The organism is Pseudomonas neuropathica, assembly GCF_051174785.1.
Taxonomy (GTDB): Bacteria; Pseudomonadota; Gammaproteobacteria; order Pseudomonadales; family Pseudomonadaceae; genus Aquipseudomonas; species Aquipseudomonas neuropathica_A.
In genome coordinates, this window is the sequence record NZ_CP195111.1 from 5935287 (window position 1) to 5947091 (window position 11805).

At 60.4% G+C, this 11805-nt stretch carries 13 protein-coding genes; 1 reads left to right on the forward strand and 12 read right to left on the reverse strand.

Annotated features, from left to right (window positions below; genetic code table 11):
- Positions 1-136 precede the first annotated feature (136 nt).
- From ACRRSD_RS26800 to ribBA, 5 genes are all read right to left on the reverse strand, one after another.
- Positions 137-1291: an ABC transporter ATP-binding protein gene (locus tag ACRRSD_RS26800; protein ID WP_435036291.1), complete on the reverse strand. Its 1155-nt coding sequence runs from the start codon at positions 1289-1291 to the stop codon at positions 137-139.
- 16 nt (positions 1292-1307) lie between these two features.
- Positions 1308-2117 (reverse strand): ABC transporter permease, encoded by an 810-nt coding sequence (locus ACRRSD_RS26805; RefSeq protein ID WP_007918021.1) that lies wholly within the window; start codon positions 2115-2117, stop codon positions 1308-1310.
- A 6-nt stretch (positions 2118-2123) separates the two neighbouring features.
- Positions 2124-3071 carry an ABC transporter permease gene (locus tag ACRRSD_RS26810; RefSeq protein WP_174244503.1) on the reverse strand — a complete coding sequence of 316 codons (948 nt, stop codon included), beginning with the start codon at positions 3069-3071 and terminating at the stop codon, positions 2124-2126.
- Positions 3068-4093: an ABC transporter substrate-binding protein gene (locus ACRRSD_RS26815; RefSeq protein WP_064392978.1), complete on the reverse strand. Its 1026-nt coding sequence runs from the start codon at positions 4091-4093 to the stop codon at positions 3068-3070. Before ACRRSD_RS26815 ends, ACRRSD_RS26810 begins: the two co-directional genes overlap by 4 nt.
- A gap of 364 nt (positions 4094-4457) precedes the next feature.
- Positions 4458-5567, reverse strand: a complete 1110-nt coding sequence (ribBA, locus tag ACRRSD_RS26820; protein ID WP_095050094.1) for a bifunctional 3,4-dihydroxy-2-butanone-4-phosphate synthase/GTP cyclohydrolase II — start codon at positions 5565-5567, stop codon at positions 4458-4460.
- A gap of 68 nt (positions 5568-5635) precedes the next feature.
- Here ribBA and ACRRSD_RS26825 point away from each other — a divergent pair, with 68 nt between their 5' ends.
- Positions 5636-5932, forward strand: coding sequence for a DUF1330 domain-containing protein (locus ACRRSD_RS26825; protein WP_435036292.1), 297 nt, complete (start codon positions 5636-5638; stop codon positions 5930-5932).
- 123 nt (positions 5933-6055) lie between these two features.
- Here the strand turns inward: ACRRSD_RS26825 and ACRRSD_RS26830 are convergent, their stop codons facing one another.
- The 7 genes from ACRRSD_RS26830 to ACRRSD_RS26860 form a co-directional block, all read right to left on the reverse strand.
- Entirely contained in the window at positions 6056-6619 is a 564-nt protein-coding gene (locus ACRRSD_RS26830) for an NUDIX hydrolase (RefSeq protein ID WP_435036293.1), read from the reverse strand.
- 1 nt (position 6620) lies between these two features.
- A complete protein-coding gene (locus tag ACRRSD_RS26835; protein WP_099758791.1) occupies positions 6621-7373 on the reverse strand; it encodes a GntR family transcriptional regulator in 753 nt (250 codons plus the stop codon).
- Positions 7374-7415: 42 nt separating this feature from the next.
- Entirely contained in the window at positions 7416-7820 is a 405-nt protein-coding gene (locus ACRRSD_RS26840; RefSeq protein ID WP_008088075.1) for a carboxymuconolactone decarboxylase family protein, read from the reverse strand.
- A 133-nt stretch (positions 7821-7953) separates the two neighbouring features.
- Positions 7954-8439: a flavin reductase family protein gene (locus ACRRSD_RS26845; protein ID WP_435036294.1), complete on the reverse strand. Its 486-nt coding sequence runs from the start codon at positions 8437-8439 to the stop codon at positions 7954-7956.
- A gap of 12 nt (positions 8440-8451) precedes the next feature.
- Positions 8452-9933 carry an aldehyde dehydrogenase gene (locus ACRRSD_RS26850; RefSeq protein WP_008088056.1) on the reverse strand — a complete coding sequence of 494 codons (1482 nt, stop codon included), beginning with the start codon at positions 9931-9933 and terminating at the stop codon, positions 8452-8454.
- Entirely contained in the window at positions 9930-10763 is an 834-nt protein-coding gene (locus ACRRSD_RS26855) for an alpha/beta fold hydrolase (protein WP_435036295.1), read from the reverse strand. Before ACRRSD_RS26855 ends, ACRRSD_RS26850 begins: the two co-directional genes overlap by 4 nt.
- A gap of 31 nt (positions 10764-10794) precedes the next feature.
- Positions 10795-11385, reverse strand: a complete 591-nt coding sequence (locus tag ACRRSD_RS26860) for an amino acid synthesis family protein (protein WP_007917992.1) — start codon at positions 11383-11385, stop codon at positions 10795-10797.
- Between the last annotated feature and the right edge of the window lie 420 nt (positions 11386-11805).

Sequence of the window (11805 nt, forward strand, 5' to 3'; positions counted from 1 at the left end):
TTGGCGTTATACATCGACTTGAAAGTCCTGAGTCGAACTCAGGTCCTGAAAAGCCCCCGATCTGCTCCCTTTCCCCCTCGCCCCCCTTGGGGGAGAGGGCTGGGGTGAGGGGGTAAATCTCACAGACAACACGCTATCAGTGAGCACCGGCCGCTTTGTTGAGGTCGCTTTCAGTCCATTCGGTATAGACGCAAGCATCAGCAGTCGCCCAACGCACTTGCACCGGATCGCCAGCCTTGAGCGGCATACCGGTGGCGGACAAGGCCTTCACCGTCATCGAAGTACCGCCGGAAGTGATCACGCTGCAGGTCTGGCTCTCACCAAGAAACAACACCTCCACGACTTTTGCTGAGACCTCATTCCAACCTGACGGCAGCGGCTCGCTAATCGCCTGCGCCACGCTCAACGCCAGTGCCTTTTCCGGCCGCACCATCAGCAACACATCCTGATCCGTATGCAACCCAGCGGTCAGTCGAATCGACAACGACTGCCCCTCAAAACTCGCCGCCGCATTGCCCTGCGCCTTGAGCTTGAGGAAATTCGAGTTGCCCAGAAACGACGCCACAAACGCATTCGGCGGATTCTGATAAAGGTCATACCCGCTGCCCAGACCGACAATCTTGCCGTCACTGAAAATCGCGATGCGTTGCGACAAACGCATGGCTTCTTCCTGGTCGTGGGTCACGTAAACAATAGTGATGCCCAAGCGACGATGCAGTTGGCGCAATTCATCCTGCAAGTCCTCGCGCAGTTTTTTATCCAGCGCCCCCAGCGGTTCATCCATCAGCAAAATCCGCGGCTCATAGACCAGCGCGCGCGCAATGGCGACACGTTGCTGCTGGCCGCCAGACAATTGCGAAGGGCGGCGATGAGCGAATTGCTCAAGCTGCACCAGTTTCAGCATGGCATCGACACGCTTGTCGCGTTCCGCCGCCGCCAGTTTGCGAATCGCCAAGGGGAAGGCAATGTTGTCGCGTACCGACAGATGCGGGAACAACGAATAGCGCTGGAACACCATGCCGATGTCACGCTTGTGCGGCGGTACATTCACCAGCGATTGACCGTTGACGAGGATCTCGCCGCTGCTTGGCGTTTCAAATCCGGCAAGCATCGATAGCGTGGTGCTTTTGCCTGAGCCGCTGGAGCCAAGGAAGGTGAGGAATTCGCCGTCCTTGATGTCCAGCGAGATGTTGTCGACGGCGGCAAAATCACCGTAGTGCTTGTTCAGGTTGCGCAGGCTGACCAGCGGTTTGTCGTTCTGCTGGGAGGCGTCTTTGATCACGGCACTCATGTCGTACTCCTGGCGCTCAGGCGCTGATTTCGTTGCGCCGGCGCAGTGCGGCGGCGATGACCATGACCAAAACCGACAAGCCGATCAGCAGCGTCGAAGCGACGGCGATCACCGGTGTCAGGTCCTGGCGCAGGGTGGTCCACATTTTCACGGGAAGGGTTTGCAGGGTCGGGCTGGCCATCATCACGCTGAGCACCACTTCGTCCCACGAAACCAGGAAGGCGAAGAGGGCGCCGGCAACCATGCCCGGACGAATCGCCGGGAACGTCACTTTGAACACCGCTTGCAGGCGCGAGGCACCGCAAATCACCGCGGCGTCTTCAATCGACTGATCGAACAGTTTCAGCGAGTTGATGATCGAGATGATGGTAAACGGCAATGCGACAATCACATGGCTGACCACGAAAGCGAACATGGTCCCGGTATAACCGAGCTTGAGAAACAGCGCGTACACCGCCACGGCGATGATCACCAACGGCACGATCATCGGCAGGGTGAACAGGCCGTAGAGCATTTCTCGCCCGGGAAAGCGCCCGCGCACCAGCGCAAATGCAGTCGGCAAACCGAGGGCCACGGCGCAGATTGTGGTCAGCACGGCAACTTTGAGGCTGGCCGCAGCGGCGTTCATCCAGTCCGGGTTGGAGAAGAACTGGCCGTACCATTTCAGCGTCCAGCCCGGTGGCGGGAACACCAGCCACTGCGAAGAGCCGAACGACAGCAGCACGATGAACACGATCGGCAACAGCAGGAACAGACCGATCAGCCCGGTGGTGGCGTAGAGGCCGAAGCGCATCCGGCGGCTCATCGCATTGGGAGTCAGGAGCATGTCGGCTTACCTCGCGTTACTGGCGCCAACCGGGGATTCCGGCTGAAGCTTCAGGTAGAAGTAGAACAGCACCAGCGTGATCGCGATCAGCAACGCGGCGCCGGCACTGGCCAGGCCCCAGTTGAGGAACGATTGCACCTGCTGAATGATGAACTCCGGCAGCATCATGTTCTGCGCCCCGCCGAGCAGCGCTGGGGTGACGTAGTAACCGAGCGACATGACGAACACCATCAAGCCACCGGAGGCCAGACCCGGCCGGCACAGCGGCAGGAACACCCGGAAGAAGTTGGTCCACGGACTGGCGCCGCAGATCGAACCGGCCTGCAAGATCATCGGGTCGATGGCCTGCATAGTCGCCTGCAACGGCAGCACAATGAACGGAATCATGATGTAGCTCATGCCGATCACCACACCGGTGAGGTTGTGCACCATTTCCAGCGGCTGATCGATGATGCCCATCGCCATCAAGGCCTTGTTGATTACACCGGAGGCTTGCAGCAGCACCAGCCACGAATAGGTGCGGGCGAGCAGGCTGGTCCACATCGACAGCAGCACGATGTTGAGAATCCAGCGCCCCCAGCCGCGTGGCACCAGAGTGATCGCCCAGGCCAGCGGAAAGCCCAGCAGCAGGCTGAACAGCGTCACCAGCCCGGCCACCGAAAAGGTGTTGAGCAGCACTCGGGCATACGCCGAGTTGGCGAACAGTTGTTCGTAGTTGCCGAGGCCTGGGGTCGGTTCGAGCACGCCGCGCAACAGCAGGCCAATCAACGGCGCGAGAAAGAACAGGCCGATGAACAACAGCGCCGGGGCGAGGTTGCCGGCGCCGCGCCAGCGTTGTCTGAGGGACGGGGCTTGCTGCATCGCAACCGCCTGTGTTCCGTGGGCCGAACCGGCAGCGCTTGCGGCGCTCCCGGTAGCAGTGGAGGGACGGGACGCGGTGGCCGCCATTTTCATTTGACCAGCCATTCGTTCCACCGTGTCGCGATGGCCTGGCCGTTTTTGGCCCAGTACGCGAAATCAAGAGTGATCTGATCCTTAGCGTAGGCAGTCGGCAGGTTGGGGGCCAGCGTCGAATCCAGACGCTCCACACTGTCGAGGTTGACCGGGGCGTAGGCGGTCAGGTTGGAGAAGTCGGCCTGGCCTTTGGCGCTGCTGGCGGCGGCCAGAAACTTCATCGCCGCATCCTTGTTTTTCGAGCCTTTTGGAATCACCAGAATGTCGGCCATGACCAGGTTCTGTTTCCAGCTCACGCCGACCGGCGCGCCGTCTTCTTGCAGGGCGTGAATGCGACCGTTCCAGAACTGGCCCATGCTCGCTTCACCGGACGCCAGCAGTTGCTGCGACTGCGCGCCACCGCCCCACCAGACGATGTCTTTCTTGATGGTGTCGAGTTTCTTGAAGGCGCGATCCAGATCCAGCGGGTAGAGCTTGTCAGCTGCTACGCCGTCGGCCAGCAGCGCCAGTTCGAGTACGCCGGGGCTTGGCCATTTGTACAGGGCGCGTTTGCCGGGCCAGGTTTTGGTGTCGAATAGGGCGCTCCAGTCCTGCGGCTTGTTGGCGCCGAGTTTGCCCTCGTTGTAGCCGAGGACGAAGGAGAAGAAGAACGAGCCGACACCGTGATCGCTGACGAAACGCGGGTCGATCTTGTCGCGCTGGATGACTTTGAAATCGAGGGGTTCGAGCAGGCCTTCAGCGGCGGCGCGCAGGGCGAAATCGGCTTCGACATCGACCACGTCCCACTGCACGTTGCCGCTCTCGACCATGGCTTTGAGTTTGCCGTAGTCGGTCGGGCCGTCCTGCACGACGGTGATGCCGCTGGCCTTGCTGAACGGATCGGCCCAGGCCTGTTTCTGCGCATCCTGGGTGCTTCCGCCCCAGCTGACGAAGTTCACGCTTTCGGCAGCCATTGCAGCCTGGCCGGTGACGCTGAGCAGTCCCGCAAAAAAGATCGCGGTTGCAGCTTTGTTCAACACCATTTTCACGCCCTCATTGTTGTGTTTTTGAGCGGGCTTGCGTTGTTGCCCGCCTGTCGGGAGCAGTAGATGGACGTCCGTGGGAGTGTCCGGTCTATGGAATATCATATTATGGTATTCCAAGCTTTGTGCAAGCACTTTGCCTTACCGGTTATCTGGCCGGGCGGTTATTTGATGCGTTCGGCTTGGATGTTTTTGTGAATGTTAGATCCAGCCCCTCACCCCAGCCCTCTCCCTTCGGGAGAGGGGGCCGATCGGAGGCTGTTCAAAACCTGAGTTCGGCTCGGAATCTCAGGTCGGCGTATAGCGTGCAATCACCTCGGTAGGCTCCCTCTCCCTCTGGGAGAGGGCTGGGGTGAGGGCAGCTTTATTCAGTGAACGGAATGCTCTCGACCACTTCCAGGTCATAGCCGGTCAGGCCAGCGTACTTGAGCGGCGGGCCGAGATGCCGCAGCTTGCCCACCCCAAGATTCTGCAAAATCTGCGCCCCAGTCCCCACCTCCGAATAAATCCGCGATTGCGAGCGGCTGAACTGCCGTGGCGGCTGAGTCAGTTGCGGCACCCGTTCCAGCAACGCCTGCGACGATTCATGATTGGCCAACACCACGACAACCCCATGACCCTCAGCCGCAACCCGTTGCAACGCCGCCCACAGCGTCCAGTTGGTCGGCCCGCTGTACTCGGCGCCGACCAGATCGCGCAGCGGATCGATCACATGCACGCGCACCAGCGTCGGTTCTTCACGGCGCAAATCACCCATGACCATCGCCATGTGCACACCGCCCTCGATGCGATCCTCAAACGTGATCAAACGGAAGGTGCCATGCACCGTCGGCAGCTCACGCTCACCAATCCGTTCGATGGTGTGTTCGGTGCTCAGGCGATAGTGGATCAGGTCGGCGATGGTGCCGATCTTGATCCCGTGCTTGCGCGCAAACACTTCCAGATCCGGGCGGCGGGCCATGGTGCCGTCGTCGTTCATCACCTCGACGATCACCGAGGCCGGGGTGAAACCGGCCAGACGTGCCAGGTCGCAACCGGCTTCGGTGTGACCGGCGCGGGTCAACACGCCACCTTCCTTGGCGCGCAGGGGGAAAATGTGGCCCGGCTGCACCAGGTCTTCGGCGCGGGCATTCGGTGCGACAGCGGCGGCAACCGTGCAGGCGCGATCAGCTGCGGAAATGCCGGTGGTCACGCCAACCGCCGCTTCAATCGACACGGTAAACGCGGTGCTGAACACGCTGCCATTGGCCGGGACCATTTGCTCCAGGCCCAAACGCTGGCAATGTTCGTCGGTCAACGTCAGGCAGATCAACCCGCGCGCTTCACGGGCCATGAAGCTGATCGCCTCGGGCGTGCAACGGTCGGCGGCCAGCAGCAGGTCGCCTTCGTTTTCGCGGTCTTCGTCATCGACCAGCAAGACCATTTTGCCGAGACGATAATCTTCGATGATTTCTTCAATGCTGTTGAAGGCCATGCTGGACTCTCAGGGTTTGTTGGAAATATATTGGTATACCATAATACAAAATAAACAAAGAGGTCACTATGAAGGCGTACTGGATTGCTCACGTGGATATAGCTGATGCCGATCACTACAGCCAATACACCCAGCGCGCGCCGGCGGCGTTCGCCGCGTTCGGCGCGAGGTTTCTGGCCAGAGGCGGGCGCAGCGAGGCGATGGAAGGGCGCGAGACGCCGCAACGCAGCGTAGTGATCGAGTTTGAGAGCTACGAAAAAGCCGTGGCGTGCTACCACTCGGCGGCGTATCAGGAAGCGAAAAGTTATCGCGAAGAATGGGCGAAGGCAGACATCATCATCGTCGAAGGTATGCCGTCAGTTTAAGCCACACCACTTCACCCCTGTGGGAGCGAGCCTGCTCGCGAAGGCGTCGTGTCAGTCGGTACACATGTTGAATGTTCGACCGCATTCGCGAGCAGGCTCGCTCCCACAGGGGTGAAGTGGTGATCAGCGGATGAAGTGGATCTTGCCGCTATCATCATTGCCCATGTAGATCCCATAAACCCCAGCCTGGCGCTCTTCGATATAGCGCTCAAGAATCTGCCGGATCGCCGGGTAATAGATCTGTTCCCACGGAATCTCTTCAGGCGCGAAGAATTTGTAATCCATGGTTTCCGGGCCGTACTGCCCGGTGATCTCCAGTGCGATCGCACGGAAGATGATGTACACCTCGCTGATCTTCGGCACGCTGAAAATCGAATACGGCGAGACGATTTCCGCGCGCACGCCGCTTTCTTCCCAGACTTCACGGATCGCCGCTTGCTCGGTGGTCTCGCCGCTTTCCATGAACCCGGCCGGCAACGTCCAGGTGCCTGGGCGTGGTGGGATCGCCCGTTGGCACAACAGGTATTTGCCGTCCTGCTCGATGATGCAGCCGGCGATGATCTTCGGATTGACGTAGTGGATGTAGCCGCAGCCGCGACACATCAGGCGCTCGTGCGTATCGCCCGGCGGTATCTGCTGACCGAGGTCAGGGCCACCGCATTTCGGGCAATAGCTCGGGCTGAACATATCAGTGACCTATACGCGGTTCTTTCAGCGCGATGGGCAGGGTGATCGGTGGCGTAGCGCCGGTCTCTTCCTGCTTGCGCTTGAGATAGTCGAGCGCTACCGCAGCGGCAGCGCGAACGTGATCAACACAGGCCTGATGCGCCGCCAGCGGATCGCCGCTCTTGATCGCCTCGACCATTTTTTCCATTTCGTGGTTACTCGCGCCGCGACGGTTTTCCTGAGATACCGAGGTCGCACGCAGGTAGCTGATGCGCGCCTGCAACTGACGCAGTTGAGTTGCCGCCACATGGTTGCCCGAGCCTTCGAGCAGCACGTCGTAGAAGCCCTGCACCGAGTCGATCACCTGTTGCAGCTCGCCGTCCTTGAGCGCCTTGCGGTTGTCGTCGAGGGCTTTTTCCAGGGCTTTGATGTCCTTGGCCTTGGCGCGCAGGGTGAACAGCTGCACGATCAAACCTTCCAGCACACAACGCAACTCGTAGATATCGACGGCATCGGCGAGGGTGATGATCGCCACGCGCGGGCCTTTGGCATCGGCGAACTCGACCAGGCCTTCGGATTCCAGGTGACGCAAGGCTTCACGCACCGACGTACGGCTCACGCCGAGGCGATCGCACAGATCGCGTTCGACCAGACGATCACCGGGCATGAGCTGGAAATTCATGATCGCGCTACGCAGTTTATCCAGCACGATTTCGCGCAGGGTAACGGGGTTGCGATTGACCTTGAAGCTGTCGTCGAGTGGCTGGCGTTTCATGGGGTCCGCTCTTTAAATTGGCTGTCCATGCCAGACGGGCATCTAAACAGCCGAGGGGTTGACTGGGGCCTCGGCGTCGGCTTCGGCAAAGGCTTCACGGGCCAGCCGGAAACTGTCCACGGCCGCCGGAACGCCGCAATAAATGCCGACCTGAAGCAGAATTTCGCGTATTTGCTCACGACTCAGGCCGTTACGCAAGGCGCCACGCACATGTAGCTTGAGTTCGTGCGGACGGTTGAGCGCCGAGATCATCGCCAGGTTGATCATGCTGCGCTCCTTGAGCGACAAACCTTCGCGACCCCAGACATGGCCCCAGCAGTATTCGGTGACCATTTCCTGCAAGGGGCGAGTGAAGTCGTCGGCGTTTTCGATTGAGCGCTGCACGTAGGCTTCGCCCAATACCTGAGTGCGGATTTTCAGGCCTTTTTCGTATTTTTCGTTACTCATCATTCCTCCTCACCACACCATCCCCTGTGGGAGCGAGCTTGCTCGCGAAAGCGTCATTACGTTCAACATTGATGTCGACTGACACTACGCCTTCGCGAGCAAGCTCGCTCCCACAGAGTTGTGCATTGTTGTCTCAGGCCAGTGTTGGCAACGGCCCGAGCTTGCCTTTGTGGTAAATCATCGGCGTCACCGGTTGCTCGGGCAGGATCAGGTTCTTCACCGCGCCAACGATAATCGCGTGATCACCACCATCGTACTCACGCCACAACTCGCACTCGATGATCGCCGTGGCCTTGGCCAGAATCGGGTTACCCAAATCGCTCAAATGCCACTCGATGTCCTTGGCCTTGTCCTTGCCCTTACCGGCAAACGCATAGGCCTCAGCGGTCTGGTCAGCGGACAGCAAATGGATCGCAAACTTCTTGCTGTCACGCAGCACCGGGTAGGTGTCGGAAGCGTAGTTAGGGCAGAACAGCACCAGCGCCGGGTCAATCGACAGCGCGCTGAAGGCGCTGGCAGTGATGCCGACAATTCCGCCATCCGGGTCGAGGGTGGTGACCACCGTGACGCCGGACGGGAACGAGCTCATGACGTCTTTGTAAATGCCGGGTTCGATCATTTCGCAGGACTCCTAGCGCATCACAAACGGATCAGGCATTGGTGCCTGAGAAAGGTTGATCCACACCGTTTTCAGTTCGGTGTAGGCCAGCACCGAATCGATGCCGCTTTCGCGTCCATAGCCACTGTTCTTGAAGCCGCCGATCGGCGCCATTGCTGACACTGCGCGGTAGGTGTTGACCCAGATAATCCCCGAGCGTACATCGCGCGCCAGGCGATGGGCGCGGCCCAGGTCGCGGGTCCAGATGCCGGCGGCGAGGCCGAATTGCGAGTCGTTGGCGATGGCCAGCGCTTCGGCTTCGTCTTTGAAGCGAATCACCGAGGCGACCGGACCGAAGACTTCTTCCTGCATGATCTTCATCGAATTGCGGTCGCATTCGAACAGCGTCGGCTCGTAGAACCAGCCTTCACCGAGATCGGTTGGGCGCTTGCCGCCGGTACGCAAACGCGCGCCTTCAGCGATGGCATCGGCGACCAGACCTTCGACCACCGCCAGTTGCTGCGCGGTCGCCATCGGGCCCATCTCGCTATTGTCTTCCTGCGGGTTGCCGATGCGGATGCGCTGGGCGCGTTCGACCAGACGATTGACGAACTCGTCGTAGATTTCGTCCTGCACCAGCAGGCGGGAACCGGACACGCAACTCTGTCCGGACGCTGCGTAGATCCCGGCAATCGCGCCGTTGATCGCGCTGTCCAGATCGGCGTCGGCGAAGATGATGTTCGGCGACTTGCCGCCCAGTTCCAGCGATAGCTTGGCGAAGTTTTCGGCGCTGCTGCGCACCACATGCCGCGCCGTGGCTGCGCCGCCGGTGAAGGCGATTTTGCGGATCAACGGATGGCGGGTGAGGGCGGCGCCGGTGCTTGGGCCGTAACCGGTGACGACGTTGACCACGCCCGGCGGAATCCCGGCTTCGAGGGCCAGGCGCGCCAGTTCAAGAATCGTTGCGGATGCGTGCTCGGACGGCTTGATCACAATCGTGTTGCCGGCGGCGAGGGCCGGGGCGAGTTTGATCGCGGTCAGGTACAGCGGGCTGTTCCACGGAATGATCGCCGCGACTACGCCCATGGCTTCGTGCACGGTGTAGGCGAACAGATCCGGCTTATCCAACGGCAGCGTGCCGCCTTCGAGCTTGTCGGCGAGGCCTGCGGTGTAGTGGAAGAACTCCGGCAGATAGCTGACCTGGCCACGGGTTTCGCGGATCAGTTTGCCGTTGTCGCGGCTTTCCAGCTGCGCCAGTTGCTCCTTGTTTTCTGCGATCAAATCACCGAGACGGCGCAGCAATTTGCCGCGCGCGGTGGCGGTCAGGCCGCGCCACGCCGGGCTGTCGAAAGCAGTCTGTGCCGATTGCACGGCGCGTTCGACGTCGGCCTCATCAGCGTCAGGCAATTCCGCCCAGGCTTGCGCGGTTGCCGGGTTGAGGCTTTCGAAGGTCTTGCCGGAGAGGGCGTCTACCCATTCTCCGCCGATGCACATCTGGAAGCGTGCGAGTGTCATGCAACGATCCCCTTTATATGGTTTTGTCGGGAGTGTGCGAATTGGAGAAATTCCAGCAGCGTCTGGTTGACCAGACGCGGCGACTCTACGGGCATCATATGCCGTTGCTCAGGCAGCACGGCAACCTTCGCACCGGGGATGCACCGGGCCAGTTGCTCGGCCATTTCCGGGGTCGAACCAGGATCGAGTTCACCCGTGGCGATCAGCGTCGGCGCCTGAATGCTGCCCAGGTCGTCGGCGCGGTACATGTCTTGAGTGGCGAACAATTCGTAGGTGGTCAGGTAACCCTGTGGATCATTATTGGCGAGGGTCTGGCGCAATGCGGCGATCTGCGCCGGGTTGGCCGCCTGGTACTCGCGGCTGAACCAGCGTGACAACGCTGCTTCGGCATTGGCGTCCGGGCCATGTTCCGCCGCTTGCGCGGTACGGGCAATGACGCCGGCACGCTGTTCTTCGCTGCGGTTGAACACGCTGTTCAACACCACCAGGCTTTGCAGGCGCTCCGGGTAATGCAGGGCAAAGGCCCGCGCGACCAGACCGCCCATGGAGAAACCGATCACCGCTGCCTGCGGCAGATTCAGGTGATCGAGCAGCTCGAGCAACTGATCGGCGTAACCGAGCAGGGCGGTGCCGCTGGCCGGTCGCGGGCTGGCGCCATGACCAAGCATGTCGTAGGCGATCACTTGGTACTGGCTGGACAGGCCGACAATCTGCCCGCCCCACATTTCTTTGTTCAGGCCCACGCCGTGGATCAAAACCACGGGCTGGCCTTGGCCGGTCGCCAGGTAACTGGTGCCAGCCGGGGTGAGTTCAGCGGTGAGCCGAATCATGGAGCGCTCCTGCAGTGCCTTTTTATTGTGATTACTGGGCTTTTTCGGCGGCCAGTTCTTCCAGATCGATGTAGCGGTTGCCGATGCGCGGGTGCAGGCGACCACCGTCGGCGCAACCCAGCACGACGACGATTTCGTCGGCACGCGGCGCGTCTTCGATCTGCATTTCCAGAGTGATGTAGTGCGAACGCTGACCTTCGTCGTCCTTGTGCATCATCGGGATCTGAATCGAGGTGCCCGGACCGCCGCGCTTGTTGGTGAAGCTCAGGTAGCTCTTGGCGTTGACCGCTTCGCGGTAGTGGTTGCCGAAGCGCAGGGTGTGGATCACGGCGGAGGCGTGTTCGATCTCGCCATCGGCACCGACCACAGCGGCTTTGCCGTAGGCCTCGATTTTCTCGGCACCGCCGATGATGCCGACCAGACGCTCAACCATCAGTGCACCGAGGTCGGAGCAGTTGGCGCGGATCTGCGGCTTGAGGTCTTCAACGAAACCGTTGCCCACCCATGGGTTTTTCATCACCACGGCGAGGCCGACCATGGTCACTGGCTTGTCGGTGGCCTTGCCGCCTTCGATGAAGGTTTCTTCGACATAGCTGACGATCTTGCGAATTTCGAAACTCATGAGCTGCTCCGTTGGGGGATTGAGAGTGTCTGTGCGTCTGATGGTATACCATAATACCGATCGTGCAAGTCCCCCCTCGCAAGAATTGCGTCATACATCCGGCGAATGGCGCTGCATTCACTGACAGCCACAAATTCCAAGACCACCTCTAAACCCTGTGGGAGCGAGCCTGCTCGCGAAAGCGGTGGGTCAGCCAATAAACTGGGTGACTGGTGCACCGCTTTCGCGAGCAAGCTCGCTCCCACAGGGGAATTCATCTGTTACAGGGAGCGGCTTTCGGTTAACAAAAGATAACGTGGCGCCGATTGTCAGACGTTTCGAAAGCCCGATAGGATGAGCCAGCTTCCGAAGTGGCTCTGGATTGCGGGTTTCAGGACTATGCTCCTGAGCAGCCATCAGCGGAGCACACTTGCGGCGCCC

Coding starts and splice junctions, on each gene's coding strand:
- ACRRSD_RS26800 (WP_435036291.1), bottom strand. CDS start 1,291: ATGAGTGCCGTGATCAAAGACGCCTCCCAGCAGAACGACAAACCGCTG.
- ACRRSD_RS26805 (WP_007918021.1), bottom strand. CDS start 2,117: ATGCTCCTGACTCCCAATGCGATGAGCCGCCGGATGCGCTTCGGCCTC.
- ACRRSD_RS26810 (WP_174244503.1), bottom strand. CDS start 3,071: ATGAAAATGGCGGCCACCGCGTCCCGTCCCTCCACTGCTACCGGGAGC.
- ACRRSD_RS26815 (WP_064392978.1), bottom strand. CDS start 4,093: ATGGTGTTGAACAAAGCTGCAACCGCGATCTTTTTTGCGGGACTGCTC.
- ribBA (WP_095050094.1), bottom strand. CDS start 5,567: ATGGCCTTCAACAGCATTGAAGAAATCATCGAAGATTATCGTCTCGGC.
- ACRRSD_RS26825 (WP_435036292.1), top strand. CDS start 5,636: ATGAAGGCGTACTGGATTGCTCACGTGGATATAGCTGATGCCGATCAC.
- ACRRSD_RS26830 (WP_435036293.1), bottom strand. CDS start 6,619: ATGTTCAGCCCGAGCTATTGCCCGAAATGCGGTGGCCCTGACCTCGGT.
- ACRRSD_RS26835 (WP_099758791.1), bottom strand. CDS start 7,373: ATGAAACGCCAGCCACTCGACGACAGCTTCAAGGTCAATCGCAACCCC.
- ACRRSD_RS26840 (WP_008088075.1), bottom strand. CDS start 7,820: ATGAGTAACGAAAAATACGAAAAAGGCCTGAAAATCCGCACTCAGGTA.
- ACRRSD_RS26845 (WP_435036294.1), bottom strand. CDS start 8,439: ATGATCGAACCCGGCATTTACAAAGACGTCATGAGCTCGTTCCCGTCC.
- ACRRSD_RS26850 (WP_008088056.1), bottom strand. CDS start 9,933: ATGACACTCGCACGCTTCCAGATGTGCATCGGCGGAGAATGGGTAGAC.
- ACRRSD_RS26855 (WP_435036295.1), bottom strand. CDS start 10,763: ATGATTCGGCTCACCGCTGAACTCACCCCGGCTGGCACCAGTTACCTG.
- ACRRSD_RS26860 (WP_007917992.1), bottom strand. CDS start 11,385: ATGAGTTTCGAAATTCGCAAGATCGTCAGCTATGTCGAAGAAACCTTC.